Here is a 16,023-nt window from a genome sequence, read left to right on the forward strand (position 1 = left end):
TAAAACAATAATAAAAGATGAAAATTGTAAAATTTATCAAGGGATTTTTTTTAGGTTCTTTCGCTTTAATGATGTCATCTTGTGCTTTGAAGTCAATTCCAAGTGACTATAATACGGTGAAATTGGATGTTGTAAACACAGAAAGTTTGGGAAACGGAACAGTTTTGGTTTATAACGGAGCTGGAATATTGCATTCTGCTGACAATACTGCAAGATTAAATGTTTGGGTTGACGGTAAATCACTAGGACAAATAAAAGCTCGAGAATACCTGATTGTCGATCTTAATAAAGGTGATCACGAGTTTAAAATTCTCCATATCGACATGGTGAATATGAGAAGTACTCATCAGATTAATGTTAATGAAAATACAAAAGTAATCAGATTAGAACCTACTATCACATCAAACAAAGCAACTGTTACAAATATTTTGCCTGATAATTTCGATAAATACAGGTATAGAATTGAGCAGAATAAATAGATAAGGTTTTTCACATCGATCATTTGGAATAGTTTTTGGAAGATCTGCGAAATTAAAATTAAAATTAAAAAAAAGCTGCGATTTTAACTTTCAGATGATATGAAGGTCTAAAGAATAGAAAAATTAGAAAAATAAAATGAAAAAAATAATTTCAAAAGTAGTTTTGGGGGTATTTGTAGTGGGAAGTATGAGTTTTGTAGAGGCTCAGAAAATTGATGCTAAAGCAAAGAAAATTTTAGATGATATTACAGCAAACTACAATTCTAAGAAAAACTCATATTTTAAATTTGCATTCGGAAGCGGAACGAACGGAGCTGTTTCTAAAACTGAACCGGGAATCTATTATTCTGCCGGAGACAAGTATAAGTTGAAGATCATGGAAACCGAGCAGATTTTTGACGGAAACAAAATCTACAACATCAATACCGAAGACATGGAAGTAACAGTGGCAAAACCTAATGCAAACACAGCTATGTTTTCTCCGATCAACTATCTTACTTCATACAGAAATGATTATAACGTTTCTTACAGCGGTAAAAAAACAGTAGATGGAGTAAGTGCAGATTTAATTAAACTGACTCCTGTAAAAGCAAACGGATTGAAGTATATTTATCTTTATGTAGATTCATCGAAAAAGCAGATGCTGAAACTGGAACAGTTCGGAAACAACAAAGACATTTCTGTAATTTCTATTAAAGAATATAAAGAAAATCAGCAATTAGATCCGAATATGTTTGTCTATGACAAGAATAAATACAAGAATTATCTGGTTACAGAATTATAATTCTAAATAAATATTAAAATTTAAAGTCACAAAGAAAACTTTGTGGCTTTTTCATTAATTTTGGCGAATGTTTAAAATATTAGACCGATATATCATCAAGACCTTTTTTGGTCCGTTTTTATTTATATTCAGTGTTCTGTTTTTTATATTTATTGTAAACATTATCTGGATTCAGCTGGGTCAGTTTATGGGTAAAGGTTTAACGACGTTACAGATCATGAAGCTCCTTTTTTATCTCGGGGTAAGTGTAGTAAGTATGGTTTTGCCTTTAACGATTCTCCTGGCGAGTATCATGTCTTTTGGTGAACTGGGAGAACGTTACGAACTTGCTGCAATGAAAGCTGCCGGAATTTCTTTAACGCGTGTGATGATGCCGCTTTTAGGTGTAACCACTGTTCTGGCTATCCTACTCTATTTCTTTTCGAATAATATTATTCCGGATTTTCAGAGAAAAGCAAAGAATATGCTTTTTAATATTGCACAGACTAAACCTGCACTGAATTTTACGCCGGGACAATTTATTGATCAGATCCCCGGTTTCATGGTGAAATTTGATAAAATTAAAGGAGAAGAAGGAAGAGATCTTGAAGGTATTTTTATTCATAAAAAAGCGAGTAATTTCGAAAATCAACAAACCATTGTTGCTGAGAAAGGAAAATTTGCCAATGCAAAAAACCCGAAATTCATGCAGCTGATTTTATACAATGGATATGTCATCGAAGACAGCCATGCCGGAAAATCAGATCTTGTCAGAGCAAAACAACCCGATCAGACAACAAAATTCGATACGCTAATTACCCATTTCGACATTAGTGAGCTTATTGATAAAGCTATCGAAAAAGAACAGATTACCGATGATTATCGTTTTGAAACTTTTACACAGCTCTTTAAAACCATTGATAAGGCAAAGAAAGACAACACCAAAACTGTAGACAATATCAGTAATGATCTCATTAGCCAAACCAATGCTGTCGTTACGTACATGGATAAAAATAAAACCAAAGCTCCGGTAAAATCACAGTACAAATTAGATTCTATAAAAGGAGATAAAAAGCTTCAGATTCTTAGTAATGCTTATTCAAGGCTTGATAATTTAAAGGCAAATTTAGATTCCAAAAATAAAGAGCTGGATCCGAGTATAAAATATTTCAGTAAAGTAGTTATTTATCAGCAGAGAATTCTTACTTATTCTTTTACCTGTATTATTTTCTTTATGATCGGGGCGAGTTTGGGATCAATTATCAGAAAAGGAGGAATGGGAGTTCCTGTAATTATTGCGATTGTGATTTTCATTGTTTTTTATGTCATTAACGTTGGTTTTGAAAACGTTGCATGGTCGGGAAAAATGAGTCCTTATCTTGCAGCATGGCTTCCGAATATCATCTTATTCCCTTTTGGAGTTTGGATGACTTACAAAGCTTTGACCGACTCTCAGTTGTTTGATTCTGAAAAGTACAAAGCATTCTTCAAACCCATTACACGGGTTTTTGTCAAACAGAAAGAACATAAACGTTATCAATAATATTAAATCCGAAATTTATTTTTCGGATTTTTTTATAAAGTTTGATTAAAAAATTACGATTTAATTCATATTCAAAGATTGTTTATCTTTTCTTGTTTTCATTATTTTCGCAGCAGATTTATTATAACTAAATGAAAAGAGCTTTAATTGCAATACTGATTTCCGGAACATTATTTACTTCTTGTGTTTCTACAAAAGTGAGCCGCAACAACAATTTTGACTATTCAGTTTTAAAAGCCGATAAAAATTATATTATAGAAACCGGGGACGGAAATAAAATAAGGGCTTTTAAATATTTAAACCAGGATGATCTCTCCTTATCCGGAAGTATCGAAGGAAAAGAAATTTCTATAGAAAAGAACCAGATCAAAAGAATTCTGAAACCAAGCACAGGCAAAACTTTAGGACTGGTTGTCGGAATCATTGGAGCCGCTGTAGTTATTCCTGCTTATGCAGGGAATCGTCCGGTTGGTCAATAAAGAATTGCACATTTTTTGATGCTCTCAAAAAAGCAAAATATTAATCAATGAAAAAACTCATTTTATTACCGGCTGTTGTTCTGTTATTTTCGTGTGAAAACAAAAAGAATGATTCAACAGAAGGAAAATCTTCAACCGATACTTTAAAAACGGTTTCAAATAAAGATTCTTTAGACAAAAACAATTCTCCGCAAACGGTTGATGAAATCAAAGCTGAATTTACTTTATTAAATAATCTATTAATTGCTAAAAAGCTCGATTCTACAAGCTTTGAGTATGAATGCAATGAAGTTTCGGGAAATGTTGTTTATTATACTTCAAACGGAGAATTGAAAAGCATTAAACATTTTCACGGTGACAGTCATTTTTCTTCTGTAGAAAATTATTATCTGAAAAACGGGAAGCCTTATTTTATTTTTAAAGATGATATGCTTTGGAATTTTGACGGCGGAACTCCCGAAAAACCGGAAACAAAAGATAATATTGAGCAACAAAGAATCTACATCGTAAACGATAAAGCAATAGAATGTCTGGAAAAAAAATATACCATTAGATCCAGCTCCAAAAACAATCCGAATCCTGATAATATTCAGAATGTTCCGAGTAAAAATTGTTCTTATTCAGAATTGCAGAAAACTTTTGAAGTTCTTTTGAAGAACAAGGATAAAAAAGGAAAATCCGACTGTATTCTATAAAAACAAAAAGAGGCTTCAATTGAAACCTCTTTTTTTATTTTCAAAAACCGAAAATTATACCTTCATAATTTCAGCTTCCTTCGTCTTCAAATGGTCGTCACAAGACTTCACATATTTATCGGTAAGCTCTTGAATAGTTGCTTCTACATTTTTTACTAAATCTTCAGAAACACCTTCTAATTTTTTAAGTTCTTTCAAACCGTTTTGTCTGGCATTTCTTACAACGATTTTTGTATCTTCAGTTTCTCCTTTAGCCTGTTTTGCCAATTCTTTTCTTCTGTCCTCTGTCAAAGGCGGTACATTAAGGATAATGTTTTCACCATTATTAGAAGGTGCAAATCCTAAATTAGAATTGATAATCGCTTTTTCGATAGCATTAATCGCAGTTCTGTCCCAAGGTTGAATAGAAATGGTCATTGCATCCGGAACAGAAACGTTCGCAACCTGGTTTAGAGGAGTTTGAGCACCGTAGTATTCCACCATCACATCCTGAACCATGCTTGTAGACGCACGTCCCGCTCTGATTCTTTGAAATGCGTGATCCAAATGCTTAATAGCCGCATCCATGTCTTGTTGTACAGATTCTACGATAAGATCTAATTCTTCCATTACTATAATAAAATTTGATATGTTACACATTTATTGAAGATTCAAGTTTAAGAAAAAAGTTTGTTCACTTACAAACTTTATCACCTTATCCCTCTTGGATCTTTTTCCTTTTTACTTGGTTCTTTTAAAGATCAACTAATGTTCCAATATTTTCTCCGTCTACGATCTTAAGAAGGTTTCCGTCTTTATTCATATCGAAAACGATGATTGGAAGTTTATTTTCGTGGCTTAAAGTAAAGGCAGTCATATCCATTACCTTAAGATCTTTTTCAAAAACTTCTTCGAAAGTTAAAGAGTTATATTTTACTGCATTTTCGTTTTTCTCAGGATCGCTGTCGTAGATTCCGTCTACTCTTGTTCCTTTAAGAATAACATCAGCTCCGATTTCGATCGCTCTTAGCGTTGCTGCAGTATCTGTTGTGAAATATGGGTTTCCCGTTCCGGCTCCGAAGATCACTACTCTGCCTTTTTCAAGATGTCTTACGGCTCTTCTTTTGATGAAAGGTTCAGCCACTTTATCCATCTCAATGGCAGATTGTAATCTGGTTTTGATTCCTGCATCTTCCAAAGCCCCCTGTAAAGCCATTCCGTTGATTACAGTTGCAAGCATTCCCATGTAGTCACCCTGCACTCTGTCCATCCCTTTTGCAGCTCCTGCTACTCCACGGAAAATATTTCCTCCTCCGATCACAATTGCGATTTCACAACCTCTGTCAACCACCTTTTTGATCTCTTGAGCATATTCCATCAGTCTGTCATTATCAATACCGTATTGTCTGTTCCCCATTAATGCCTCACCGCTCAGTTTCAGAAGGATTCTTTTATATTTCATCTTTAATTTTAATAATAGTTTTCAAGTATTAATCTCCCCGGAAATTAACTTTGCAAATATAATCATTATAAATATTGAAAAAAGAAAAATATTATACATAAAATAATCGTCGAAATATTTTGATAAGTAGCAAAAAGAATTATTTTTGCATTAATTAAATAATGATTTGAAGAAAGTTCTAATTTTTTCACTATTTCTTTCGGGAATTGTTTCATTTGCACAAACTGGAACAAACGTTTATTCTTTTTTAAATATTCCTGTCTCCGCAAGACAGGCTGCTTTAGGTGGTGATGCAATAACAATAAGAGATTATGACGTTTCTTTTGCGATTGCCAATCCTGCTTTGCTGAATAAAGATTCCGACAAACAGCTTTCAGTAAATGCTGCAACCTATCTTGCCGACTCCAAATTCGGAACCATTGCTTTTGCAAAGGATCTTGATAACGGTCATATGGTTACAGTGAATGCGCGATATTTAGGCTATGGAAATATTCCGAGAACCGACGAAAGCGGTTTTGAAATGGGAGAATTTTCTGCTTCAGATGTTGCTGTTGGAGCCGGTTACGCCTATCAGTTCGAAGAAGACTGGACGATTGGTGGTGGATTGAATTTTATTACTTCAAAAATTGATACCTACACTTCTTCCGCTTTATCGGGAACTGCAGGAATTACTTACCACAATAAACAAAGTAAAGAAGTTGCGTCTGTTGTTTTCAGAAACTTCGGATATCAGTTTAAATCTTTCAACGGAGAGCGGGAAAATCTTCCTTTCAGAATAGATTTGGGTTATACTAAAATATTAAAGAACTTCCCTCTTGCTGTAACGATTACAGCACACGATCTTCAACAATTTGATATTTCTGAAGAATATAATGTGAACGGACAAGAAGTAGGTTTCGGAAGAAAACTGGCCGATCACTTTTCAATCGGAGCTGAATTGTTTCCTGAAAAAGGATTCAATATCAGATTGGGTTACAACGTGAGACGCGGAAATGAACTTGTTGTTCAGGATCAGAGAAGTTTTACGGGGCTTTCGGGAGGATTTGGCATAAAAATTTCCAAGTTCCGTTTAGATTATGCTCATGTGAGGTATCATAATTCTTCTAATGTCAACCAAATTGGTATTTCTGTAGACTTAAGCGGTCACAGAGGAGAATAATTTCTTTTAAAATTTATAATTATTAGGGTAATACCTGAAACCTACTTGATTTTTTCAGAAAAATTCTTGAAATTTGTCGTATGAAAAAACCAGTAATCGCTATTGATGGCTATTCTTCTACAGGGAAAAGTTCTATCTCAAAAATTATTGCCGAAAAGCTTGGTATTGTACATTTAGATACCGGTGCATTATATCGTGGGATTACGTGGTTTGCTTTGCAGAACTGTGTGGATGATAAGGACGAAATCAATTTAGAAGAACTTTTCAAATCATTTCATCTTATCGAGCTTGAATTTAAAAAAGAGGAAGACGAGCTGGTTCTATTCTTAAATAAAATCAATGTTTCTAAAGAGATCCGTACTGCGGAAGTTTCTGATAACGTAAGTTTAATTGCCAAACAAAAAGAAGTGAGAGATTTTTTGCTTGAAGCACAAAGATCAATTGCAAGAAACGGCGGGGTAATTATGGATGGTAGAGACATCGGAACAGTTGTTTTACCTGATGCGGATTTTAAATTTTTCCTTACGGCAAGTATTGAAGAACGCACAAAACGCAGATACAACGAACTTTTATCAATGGGGTTTGAAGCCGATGAAAATCAGGTCAGAGAAAATCTTATCGAAAGAGACCGTATCGACAGTGAAAGAGAAATTTCACCATTGCGACAGGCAGAAGATGCCATTGTCATTGATAATACAAATCTGACAAAAAGTCAAACCATTGAAAGTATTTTGCAGCATCTTAAAAAAATTAACAATTTTTATTAGACAGAAACCTCGATTGGTATGTTAATTGTAACCTTTTAAAACGAAAACTAGTATTTATTAACTATTAAAAAAACAAAAAATGTCTAGAAAAGGAAATAATACAGCAGGTATTTTGGCAGGACTTTTAGCAGGTGCTGCAGCAGGTGTAATTTTAGGAATGCTTTATGCACCTGAAGAAGGAAAAGAAACAAGAAAAAAAATCAGAACAAAAGCGAACGATCTGAAAGATCAGGCTAAAAATAAATATGGTGAAGTATCTGAAAAAGTAAAAGATCAGTATGACAATATTTCTTCTACTTTCAAAGAAACTGCCAATAATGTAGCTCATACCGTGAAAGACGGATATGATAAATACAAAGATCAAATTGTTTCTAAGACTACCGATATGGTAAAAGATGTAGAATCCGGATTGAACGATCTTAAAAACTAATATTTAATTTATTTTAAATATAAAAAAGGAACTTTAGGTAAAAGAGTTCCTTTTTTTGTAACTTTTAAAAAAAATAAGGATGATTGAAACTATTAAAGAATATGCATCTAAAAGAATAGATTTGCTAAAAATTGAAGCCACCGAAAAATCTTCAATTTCCGCAGGTGTTATTGCCTATCTTGTTGTATTATTGGTAGCTTTTGGCTTTTTTATCATTCTTTTTAATTTCGGATTGGCGTTTCTGCTGGGAAAAGCACTTAATAATACCTCTTACGGATTTCTGATTGTAGCAGCATTTTATTTTGTTATCATGCTTTTAGTTGTTACCTTTAAGAAGAAAATCGTGCATATGGTCGCAAATAAAGTAATCGAATTTTTAAATCACTAAACTATGGGCAGAAATTACGAGAGTCTGGAAGAACTTAAAAGAAAAAAAAGACTTTTAAAAGGTGAAATTAAAGATTTGGAAGCACTTCTTACATTTAAAAACACCAAAGAAAGTCTCAGTGCGTTTACAAACGGTCTCAGTGACCAGTATTTGCAGGAGAAAGTAGATGAAGACGGCGAAGAAAAAACGGTTATCAGAAAAGATGTTATTGCAAAGCAACTCACTTCCGAAGTTAAAGATATGCTTTTGAGCAAAAATGCGGCAGTAGGTTTGGCAAGTTCTGCTTTCAGTGGAAATGCTGTAGACGGGCTTATCAAATTGGGGGTAACTGCTTTAGTTGCCAATTATGCCAAAAAAAATATGAAAAGTTCCAACTGGAAGAAAAAACTTTTGGGAGCAGCATTGATTTATGTGGCACCGATTGCTTTAAAATATGTCCGCAAAAAGTTGGAAAATTACCAAAAAACAAAAAGTCTATCCAGTATGGAGCAACTTATATGAGTTTTGGAGTTGGAGAGTGAATGCGTGTTTGAGTATGTTAATTACCCTTCCACTCTCCGACTCTACAGCTCTCAATCTTTGAAGAGCTGTCCCAAAATAATTCCGGCTGCCATAGAAACATTTAAGCTTTCTGTCGACTGCGATTTTCCGAATCTTGGAATGCTTATTTTTTTCTGAAGAAGATTTTCTGTTTCATCGCGCATTCCGTTTCCTTCGTTTCCTAAAATTAAATTGATTTTATTGGGTTTTTCAAATTGGTAGATATTTTCCCCTTCCATATCAGTCCCTACATTCAGGTTTTCGGTGTTTGAAAGATATTCAACCAAATCACAGTAGACGATATTTACTCTGGTAAAAGAACCCATCGTTGCCTGGATTACTTTAGGATTATAAAAATCTACGGTATCTTCGCTGCAGATAATCTGTTCAATTCCGAACCAGTCTGCCAAACGGATAATTGTTCCGAGATTTCCCGGATCCTGAATTCCATCCAGTACCAATTGAAAGTTTTTATCTTCAAATTGTGACTCTTTTAAAAGTTCACAAACAGCCAGAGAATCTTTAGGATTTCTCAGAAAACTGATTTTTTTAAGTTCATTTTCAGAGATGTGTGTGAATTGTACATCTTTGGACAGAAAATTGTTAGGTTCTGTAGAAAATATTTCTTTAATTTTAAAGTTAGAATTAGGAAGTTCAAGAATAGTTTTATTCCCTTCAACCAAAAACAAATTGTATTTTTGCCTGAACTTCTTTTTATCTAAAGATTGTAAAATTTTAATTGTATGAGCTGTAAGCATTATAAGAATTCTCCTCAAAAGTATTATAAAATTATTTCTTTTGCAACATTTGTAGGTTTACTTTATGCCTGCAGTACCACGAAGAAAGTTCCGGACGGTGAATATCTGCTTACCAAAAACAACTTCGAGTTTGAAGATAAAAAACAATTTTTCGATGAAGAACTGAAAGATTATGTGCAGCAAAAACCGAATAAAAAGCAATTGCTTTTCATGCCTTTGAGTCTTCTTTTATACAATGCGGCAAATCCTAAATATGATACGATTCTCAATGAATACATGACCTACCCGAGTGAAATGAGAAATCAGAAACTTCGGGATTCTCTTTTCATCAAATACAATATGCAAAGCAGTGTCGGGAAAAGTCTTTTCATGGACAGATTGTATCACAACTGGGGAACTCCGCCGGTTATTTTAGACCAGACAAGAACTGAAAAAAGTGCAGAGTCTATCGAAAAAAGAATGACTTACAGAGGTTTTTGGGATTCTGAAGTGAAATATGCACACAAACTTGATTCTGCGAATAAAAAAGCATCAGTACAATATTCAATAAAACACAATACTCCCACCAATATTAAAGAGTATTATTATAATATTACAGATCCGGGGATCAAAAGTCTTTTTGAGCAAAACATTAATGAAAGTCTTGTGCGAAAAGGACAGGTATTAGATCAGACCGTACTCGAAAAAGAAATTACCCGATTGAATGATCTGATGCGTAAAAGTGGATATTATAGATTCAACGCAGGAAATGATGAAGTAGGTTTCATCGCAGATTCATTGAAAAGCAGAAAAGAAGTGCCGCTTGTTTTGGAGATTCACAAAGATTCTGCCGACCGTCCATACAAAAGAGCAACTTTCGGAAATGTTGATATTGCCATTGTCAACAGAAACAGAGATTTCCCTAGGAGGACGGTAAAAGACAGCCTTAGAAGAATAAGATTCCACAAAGTAAACGATAACTATAAGACCTCTGCTTTGTGGAGAACGATTATTGTTGACAGTAAAGGAATTTATGACCAAAGTAAACTGGATCTTACCAAGAGAAATATTCTTGCAATGAACAACTTCAGTATTCTGAAAGCAAGAGATTCTCTGAGACAAGGCGGTGTAACAGCTCCCAACGACAGTATTGTTGATGTTTTATATGTACTTAAACCGCTTGATAAATATGATCTGAAAGTGGCTACAGATTTGAATTATTCTCAGTTTTTAAATTGGGGTATTTCTCCGTCTGTAGATTTAACCACTAGAAATGTTTTTGGCGGTGCAGAAAACCTTTCAACCAGTTTGGCAGGAACGATCGGACGTGTTGTAGACCCGAAAAATCTTGATAAAAGAATCTGGGCATCTGAAATTTCTGCGCAGGCATCCTTAAGTTTTCCTCGATTACTTCTTCCGTTCAATTATTATAAACTGATTCCTAAAAGATATACTCCTACTTCTTCGATCGTTTTAGGAGCTTCGGTGCAGAATAATATCGGCTTGGGAAGAACGAACTTCAATACAGGTTTAAATTATTTTGCCAACGTGAACGATCAGGTGTCTCATAGATTGACTTTATTTAATACCCTTTTCAGTTTAACAAAAAATAAAGACAGTTACTACGATTTCTTTGTAGGAGACGATAATATCAGACGTGCTGCATTCGCAGATTATTTTGCTTATAACCCACAGTTAGGACAACAATTCGAGGCTGGAGAATTTACCCGAGATGAAATTTCACAGAAAATCATCGAAGATCTTGATTATGTTGCAACTTTGGATGTAGAAAAAGCAGACAGGCTTTTGGACTTCACAGGAACACTTGTAAATAAAGACAGACAAACTCAGGACGTTCTGATCTCTTCCATGGTTTATAATTTTATTTATAATGAAATCGGGAAGAAAGATTATCCGAATGCTTTTTACTTTAACGGAAAAGTAGAATTGGCAGGAAATATACCGAGTCTTTTTAATCAGAAAAGAGAAGATAACAGTGGGATTCTGAGAAGTCCGGAACGTACAATTTTCGGAATTCCGTATGCACAGTTTGTGAAATTCGATTTTGATATAAGAAAATATTTCAGGTTTAATGGAAATCAATCTTTGGTACTGCGTCAGTTCATAGGTTTAGGCGTTCCGTACGGAAATTCATCGGCAATGCCTTTTGTAAGATCATATTTTAATGGTGGAGCGAATGACATTAGAGCCTGGGTTGCTTTCGGAGGTTTAGGTCCGGGGGGATCTCAGATTGACGAAAGAGTACGTACTTATCTGATGGGGAATGTAAAACTTACTACAAATATCGAATACAGAATTCCGTTTACTAATATGTATGAAGGAGCCCTTTTTACGGATATAGGAAACGTTTGGAATACGGAAAATAATGGCTTTGACGATCAGTTTAAATTCAATAAATTCATCAGAGAAATGGGGATTGGTAGCGGATTTGGCCTGAGAGTAAATGTTGCTTACATTACTTTAAGAGTAGATTTAGCCTACAAAATCTATGATCCGAACAAACCAGATGGTGAAAAATGGAGATTCAATGATATTAAACCCCTGAAGCCAACTCTGAATATCGCCTTCGGATATCCTTTCTAATCAGGAGAAATTCCCAAAGTAAAATATATAACAGCAGCCACTCTTGCGATAATTTCGCGGGATTGGTTTCTGTAATAGCTTTCAGGTTTTGTAACGTCTTGCGCATCAAAACCCAAAGCATTCATATTGTTGTTTCGTGCAAAAAATAAAGCTCTTAAGTTGTGAAATCCCTGCGAAACAATGATCACATTTTTTGTTTTGTATACATCTTTACAGCGTAAAATACTCTTGTAAGTATTAAAACCTTCAGGGTCTTCAATAATGATTTCTTCAGGCACACCTTCCTGATAAATAAGGTAATTTTTCATTGCGGCAGGTTCGTTATAACCTTTACTTTTTTCTCCGCTTACGATGATTTTTTTAATTTTCCCGTGATGATACAATAAAGCTGTTGCATCCATTCTTTTGGTAAAGTAAGGATTGGAAAGTCCGGAACGCATTCTTGGAGAAGTTCCTAAAACTAAAGCTACTTCACGCGGCGGAATCTTTGAGATTTTGGTATAAGTTCTTCCGTTGGTCAATCCGAAAACCCACGCATTAGATAAGCAGATCAGAAGAAAAACAATTTCTGCTGACCCGAAAATAAATTTAAATATGTTTCGGATGATTCTCAATTAAAATCAAAGTTAAGTTTTATTTTCTTTGTTTTAGCAATCGACATGCATGCTAAAATTTTTCCGTTGGCTTCTTCTTTTTCTGTTAAATATTCATTTTCGAGTAATTCTACTTCACCTTCTTCAAGAGTACATTCACAACTGCCACAAATTCCTGATTTACAGGAATACGGTACCGGAAAACCTTTTAACAACAGCTGTTGCAGAATTTTTTCTCTGTTATCGTCAAGCTGAGTCTGATATTCTTTTCCAAACATTTTAAAATCAATGCCAACATCAGTAATCAGCGGAAACTCTTTTTCTATCGGATAAATATCATCATTAAATTCTTCAAACAATTCAAAATGGATGTTTTTTTTCGGAATTCCGTGATGATAACAGGCATTTGCCAAAGCTTTGATCATCTCTCCTTTTCCGCAGATCAAAACATCATCTACAGCATCCCAAATTGTCGATTCTTCATCGGTATCATCCAGATGCAGAATCTGATTGATAATTAAACTTAATTTTTTTTCATCCAGTCTTCCGTAAAAGAAAGAATTGGCAGTTTTTTCCTGAGAATAAAAATAAAAAATCTGCAGTCTGTCTCCATGCATTCTTGCAAGATTATCCAAAGCATCTCTGTAAATTAAATCTTCAGAACTTTTATTTCCAAAAAACAAAAACAATCTTGTTCGTGGTTCGTTATGAAGAATATTTTTAAAATGACTTAAAATCGGCGTAATTCCAATACCTGCAGCAAAACCTATAATCGTTCTGAACTCACTTGGTTTTGAAACCAACGTAAATCTTCCGCTTGGTTCACTTACCCAAAGTTCATCACCAATATTATAGTTTGCATACAATTCTGAGGTGGCTCCGTTCTCAGAATTAACTTTAATTCCGAGACATATCTTTTTCTCGTACGGAGCAGATGTCATTGAGTAATCATGGATAATTTCCTTACCATGAGACTGAAATTTCACACTGACAAACTGTCCCGCCTCAAATTCGAAATTTCCCTTCAAATCCTCAGGAATTTCAAGCTCAAGAGAAAAAGTATTTTTGGTCAGGTTCTCTTTTTTAGCTATTTTTAACCGATGAAACTTTATCAGTTTCCCTTTGTAGATGTGTTCTTCCATACTGCAAATCAAAAATAGAGAAAAATAATTTATGAAAAAGATAATTTTATCCACTCTTTTAGTTGCAATGCTTGCAAGCTGTAAAAAAGAAGCTGAAAAAACAGAAGAGAACATCAGTTCGGTAGATTCTACAGAAATTGATGTTCCGGAACCTGTAGCTGCAAATAATTCTATAAAATATTTATCGGTACAGCAAGCTTCAGATTATCTGCAGAAAAAAAATGATACGCTGTATGTAACCAATTTCTTTGCAACCTGGTGTGGACCATGCGTTAGAGAAATTCCTCATTTTAAAGAGAAAATTGAAGAACTGAAAGACAAGCCTGTAAAAATTACATTTGTCAGCTTAGACCAAAAGGCAATCTGGAATACAGAAGTCCCTCGTTTTACACAAGAACACGGAATTCAGAATCACACCGTTCTTTTAGACGGACAATTGCTCGATCAGAATTTTTTCGCTTCTAATTTTAAACAATGGGACGGTGGAGCTATTCCTTTCACATTTATGAGAAAAGGGGATAAAACCGATGAAACTTTGGGAATGATGAGTAAAGAACAGCTTAATGAGAAGATTAATTATCTTTTAAAATAAACTGCAGACTTCAATAATGTCTACAAAATTTAAAATCCTGTGTTTTCTTTTACTGATCGCCATTATTTTAACAGCGATTATTAATCTGAACACAGGATTTTTAAGTTTGAATTTTCAGGATTTTTTTGCAGAATCATCCAACAGCCAGATTGCTGAAATCCGTATAAATCGTGTTCTAGTAATGCTTTTAGCAGGAATTTCAATTCCGACCTCCGGTTTTCTGATGCAGGAATATTTTCAGAATCCTTTAGCCGGACCCGATATTCTCGGAATTACTTCTGTGGCAAGTTTGTCGGTAGCTTTTTATATTTTTTTTTCTTATAATGTTGATCTTCCTGAATTTCTTCAAAATAGCTTTCTCAGTTTGTCATCAATTATCGGAAGCTTAGTTTTGATGTTGGTTTTATTATCGATGTCGAATAAATTTCAGGATAAATCTTATTTAATCATTTTTGGTTTTCTTGTCTCGGCTTTTGCAGGAGCAATTGTTTCTTTGCTTCAGTTTTATGCTGAAAATCAAAGTCTGAAAAACTATATTTTATGGTCTTTTGGGGCGAATAATATGGTGACGAGAAACCAAGTTTATGTATTGTCAATTTTAGTTTTAATCGGATTATTTATCTGTTTTAAAAGTATAAAACCTCTAATCGGAAATTCATTGGGAACATCTTATGCACAAAGTTTGGGAGTTAATCTAAATCAGCTGAAGATATTCATAATTGTAGCTTCTTCCCTTCTTTCAGCTTCAGTGACGGCATTTTTAGGACCTATTTTATTCATTGGAATTATTGTTCCGCATTTTTGCAGGTTGATTTATAATCCTGCAAAACTTTGGCAACAATGGATTCTGAATATGTTTTTGGGAATGTTGATTATGTTGCTTTTTTCCATCATCGCAGAAAAAACACAAATTCCATTGAATGTGATAAGCTCAGTTTTTGGAATTCCTGTAATTTTGATGATGCTTTTGAAACATAATAAAGTCTAACTTTTTGTTGGTTTTTTCGCAAAGGCACAAAGATTTTTTTTATATGTTTACGTTTTAAGACGCAAGGATTTTATCTTTGATAAAATTTAGTCTTGTAAAGTTATTGCTGAATTAATTTTGATACAACACTTGCTGAAAATCTTTGATTTTCTTGCGCCTTAGAACAGATTGAAGATTAAAACATTTGCGCTTTTGCGACAAACCAACAAAGGGCAAAATAAAAATAGAACACAAATGACAGAAAACGAATTATCAAAGGTTGTCTTTGAGACAGGATTAAAAATACATAAAAAACTTGGAGCAGGGTTATTTGAACATGTTTATGAAGAATGTATGTTTATGAATTGACAAAAGCTGGGCTCTTCGTTGAAAAACAAAAACTTCTTCCAATTATCTATGAAGAATTAAAAATTGAAAATGCTTTCAGATTAGACATGATTGTTGAGAACAAATTAATTTTAGAAATAAAAACAGTTGATTATATTAATTCAACACATAAAGCCCAACTTTTAACTTATTTGAAAATGACAAATTGTAAATTAGGATTATTAATCAATTTTCAAAATGATCTTTTCAAAAATGGAGTTACAAGAATTGTAAACTTTATATAAATAATCAGCATTAAAATTTGACAAAGTCAAATTCCTTGCACCTTAAAAACAGTATGTTTGTAAAATAAACTT

Annotated in this window: 18 protein-coding genes and 1 pseudogene; 14 read left to right on the forward strand and 5 right to left on the reverse strand. The window is 33.9% G+C overall.

Going from position 1 to position 16,023, the window contains the following annotated elements; genetic code table 11:
• Positions 1 to 17: 17 nt before the first annotated feature.
• The 5 genes from BM371_RS04675 to BM371_RS04695 all read left to right on the forward strand — a co-directional run bounded on the left by BM371_RS04675 (position 18) and on the right by BM371_RS04695 (position 3,959).
• Complete coding sequence (locus BM371_RS04675) at positions 18 to 479, forward strand: hypothetical protein (RefSeq protein WP_034676364.1); 462 nt, start codon at positions 18 to 20, stop codon at positions 477 to 479.
• A 136-nt stretch (positions 480 to 615) separates the two neighbouring features.
• Complete coding sequence (locus BM371_RS04680) at positions 616 to 1,263, forward strand: outer membrane lipoprotein periplasmic chaperone LolA1 (RefSeq protein WP_034676366.1); 648 nt, start codon at positions 616 to 618, stop codon at positions 1,261 to 1,263.
• Positions 1,264 to 1,330: 67 nt separating this feature from the next.
• On the forward strand, positions 1,331 to 2,785 hold the full coding sequence (locus BM371_RS04685) for an LptF/LptG family permease (RefSeq protein ID WP_034676368.1): 1,455 nt from the start codon (positions 1,331 to 1,333) through the stop codon (positions 2,783 to 2,785).
• Positions 2,786 to 2,916: 131 nt separating this feature from the next.
• A complete protein-coding gene (locus tag BM371_RS04690) occupies positions 2,917 to 3,264 on the forward strand; it encodes a hypothetical protein (protein WP_034676371.1) in 348 nt (115 codons plus the stop codon).
• 47 nt (positions 3,265 to 3,311) lie between these two features.
• A complete protein-coding gene (locus tag BM371_RS04695) occupies positions 3,312 to 3,959 on the forward strand; it encodes a hypothetical protein (protein ID WP_034676373.1) in 648 nt (215 codons plus the stop codon).
• Between the two features lie 54 nt (positions 3,960 to 4,013).
• Here the strand turns inward: BM371_RS04695 and frr are convergent, their stop codons facing one another.
• A complete protein-coding gene (gene frr, locus BM371_RS04700) occupies positions 4,014 to 4,568 on the reverse strand; it encodes a ribosome recycling factor (protein WP_034676377.1) in 555 nt (184 codons plus the stop codon).
• A 124-nt stretch (positions 4,569 to 4,692) separates the two neighbouring features.
• Positions 4,693 to 5,400 carry a UMP kinase gene (pyrH, locus tag BM371_RS04705; RefSeq protein ID WP_034676378.1) on the reverse strand — a complete coding sequence of 236 codons (708 nt, stop codon included), beginning with the start codon at positions 5,398 to 5,400 and terminating at the stop codon, positions 4,693 to 4,695.
• 166 nt (positions 5,401 to 5,566) lie between these two features.
• Here pyrH and porQ point away from each other — a divergent pair, with 166 nt between their 5' ends.
• The 5 genes from porQ (at position 5,567) to BM371_RS04730 (ending at position 8,645) form a co-directional block, all read left to right on the forward strand.
• Positions 5,567 to 6,559, forward strand: a complete 993-nt coding sequence (gene porQ, locus BM371_RS04710) for a type IX secretion system protein PorQ (RefSeq protein WP_034676380.1) — start codon at positions 5,567 to 5,569, stop codon at positions 6,557 to 6,559.
• 80 nt (positions 6,560 to 6,639) lie between these two features.
• The gene (gene cmk / locus BM371_RS04715) at positions 6,640 to 7,326 is read left to right on the forward strand and encodes a (d)CMP kinase (protein ID WP_034676382.1); all 687 of its coding nucleotides are present in this window, start codon (positions 6,640 to 6,642) and stop codon (positions 7,324 to 7,326) included.
• A gap of 79 nt (positions 7,327 to 7,405) precedes the next feature.
• Complete coding sequence (locus BM371_RS04720; protein WP_034676384.1) at positions 7,406 to 7,756, forward strand: YtxH domain-containing protein; 351 nt, start codon at positions 7,406 to 7,408, stop codon at positions 7,754 to 7,756.
• Between the two features lie 79 nt (positions 7,757 to 7,835).
• Complete coding sequence (locus BM371_RS04725) at positions 7,836 to 8,144, forward strand: phage holin family protein (RefSeq protein ID WP_034676386.1); 309 nt, start codon at positions 7,836 to 7,838, stop codon at positions 8,142 to 8,144.
• Between the two features lie 3 nt (positions 8,145 to 8,147).
• Entirely contained in the window at positions 8,148 to 8,645 is a 498-nt protein-coding gene (locus BM371_RS04730; RefSeq protein WP_034676389.1) for a hypothetical protein, read from the forward strand.
• A gap of 71 nt (positions 8,646 to 8,716) precedes the next feature.
• On the opposite strand, the gene BM371_RS04735 is transcribed toward BM371_RS04730, so the two are convergent.
• Positions 8,717 to 9,442 (reverse strand): TrmH family RNA methyltransferase, encoded by a 726-nt coding sequence (locus BM371_RS04735; RefSeq protein WP_034676390.1) that lies wholly within the window; start codon positions 9,440 to 9,442, stop codon positions 8,717 to 8,719.
• Here BM371_RS04735 and tamL point away from each other — a divergent pair.
• A complete protein-coding gene (tamL, locus tag BM371_RS04740) occupies positions 9,428 to 12,025 on the forward strand; it encodes a translocation and assembly module lipoprotein TamL (RefSeq protein ID WP_034676391.1) in 2,598 nt (865 codons plus the stop codon). The two genes, BM371_RS04735 and tamL, sit on opposite strands and share 15 nt — an antisense overlap.
• Here the strand turns inward: tamL and BM371_RS04745 are convergent.
• Both BM371_RS04745 and BM371_RS04750 read right to left on the reverse strand, forming a co-directional pair.
• Positions 12,022 to 12,639 (reverse strand): SanA/YdcF family protein, encoded by a 618-nt coding sequence (locus BM371_RS04745; RefSeq protein WP_051882777.1) that lies wholly within the window; start codon positions 12,637 to 12,639, stop codon positions 12,022 to 12,024. The genes tamL and BM371_RS04745 overlap by 4 nt on opposite strands.
• A complete protein-coding gene (locus BM371_RS04750) occupies positions 12,636 to 13,760 on the reverse strand; it encodes a ferredoxin--NADP reductase (RefSeq protein WP_034676393.1) in 1,125 nt (374 codons plus the stop codon). The genes BM371_RS04745 and BM371_RS04750 overlap by 4 nt, the downstream gene beginning before the upstream one ends.
• Positions 13,761 to 13,791: 31 nt before the next feature.
• On the opposite strand from BM371_RS04750, the gene BM371_RS04755 reads away from it, so the two are divergent.
• From BM371_RS04755 to BM371_RS04765, 3 genes and pseudogenes are all read left to right on the forward strand, one after another.
• Positions 13,792 to 14,352, forward strand: a complete 561-nt coding sequence (locus BM371_RS04755; protein WP_034676395.1) for a TlpA family protein disulfide reductase — start codon at positions 13,792 to 13,794, stop codon at positions 14,350 to 14,352.
• 16 nt (positions 14,353 to 14,368) lie between these two features.
• Positions 14,369 to 15,340, forward strand: a complete 972-nt coding sequence (locus BM371_RS04760) for a FecCD family ABC transporter permease (protein ID WP_034676397.1) — start codon at positions 14,369 to 14,371, stop codon at positions 15,338 to 15,340.
• Between the two features lie 234 nt (positions 15,341 to 15,574).
• Positions 15,575 to 15,951: pseudogene (locus BM371_RS04765) on the forward strand (GxxExxY protein).
• The last annotated feature ends 72 nt before the right edge of the window (positions 15,952 to 16,023 follow it).

Source organism: Chryseobacterium formosense (assembly GCF_900116415.1).
GTDB classification, from domain to species: domain Bacteria; phylum Bacteroidota; class Bacteroidia; order Flavobacteriales; family Weeksellaceae; genus Chryseobacterium; species Chryseobacterium formosense.

What these genes read in the sequence shown, in the direction of transcription:
- frr (WP_034676377.1), bottom strand. Translation starts at nt 4,568, where the DNA reads ATGGAAGAATTAGATCTTATCGTAGAATCTGTACAACAAGACATGGAT.
- BM371_RS04690 (WP_034676371.1), top strand. Translation starts at nt 2,917, where the DNA reads ATGAAAAGAGCTTTAATTGCAATACTGATTTCCGGAACATTATTTACT.
- BM371_RS04760 (WP_034676397.1), top strand. Translation starts at nt 14,369, where the DNA reads ATGTCTACAAAATTTAAAATCCTGTGTTTTCTTTTACTGATCGCCATT.
- BM371_RS04720 (WP_034676384.1), top strand. Translation starts at nt 7,406, where the DNA reads ATGTCTAGAAAAGGAAATAATACAGCAGGTATTTTGGCAGGACTTTTA.
- cmk (WP_034676382.1), top strand. Translation starts at nt 6,640, where the DNA reads ATGAAAAAACCAGTAATCGCTATTGATGGCTATTCTTCTACAGGGAAA.
- BM371_RS04725 (WP_034676386.1), top strand. Translation starts at nt 7,836, where the DNA reads ATGATTGAAACTATTAAAGAATATGCATCTAAAAGAATAGATTTGCTA.
- BM371_RS04730 (WP_034676389.1), top strand. Translation starts at nt 8,148, where the DNA reads ATGGGCAGAAATTACGAGAGTCTGGAAGAACTTAAAAGAAAAAAAAGA.
- tamL (WP_034676391.1), top strand. Translation starts at nt 9,428, where the DNA reads ATGAGCTGTAAGCATTATAAGAATTCTCCTCAAAAGTATTATAAAATT.
- BM371_RS04685 (WP_034676368.1), top strand. Translation starts at nt 1,331, where the DNA reads ATGTTTAAAATATTAGACCGATATATCATCAAGACCTTTTTTGGTCCG.
- BM371_RS04750 (WP_034676393.1), bottom strand. Translation starts at nt 13,760, where the DNA reads ATGGAAGAACACATCTACAAAGGGAAACTGATAAAGTTTCATCGGTTA.
- BM371_RS04735 (WP_034676390.1), bottom strand. Translation starts at nt 9,442, where the DNA reads ATGCTTACAGCTCATACAATTAAAATTTTACAATCTTTAGATAAAAAG.
- BM371_RS04755 (WP_034676395.1), top strand. Translation starts at nt 13,792, where the DNA reads ATGAAAAAGATAATTTTATCCACTCTTTTAGTTGCAATGCTTGCAAGC.
- BM371_RS04680 (WP_034676366.1), top strand. Translation starts at nt 616, where the DNA reads ATGAAAAAAATAATTTCAAAAGTAGTTTTGGGGGTATTTGTAGTGGGA.
- BM371_RS04675 (WP_034676364.1), top strand. Translation starts at nt 18, where the DNA reads ATGAAAATTGTAAAATTTATCAAGGGATTTTTTTTAGGTTCTTTCGCT.
- pyrH (WP_034676378.1), bottom strand. Translation starts at nt 5,400, where the DNA reads ATGAAATATAAAAGAATCCTTCTGAAACTGAGCGGTGAGGCATTAATG.
- BM371_RS04695 (WP_034676373.1), top strand. Translation starts at nt 3,312, where the DNA reads ATGAAAAAACTCATTTTATTACCGGCTGTTGTTCTGTTATTTTCGTGT.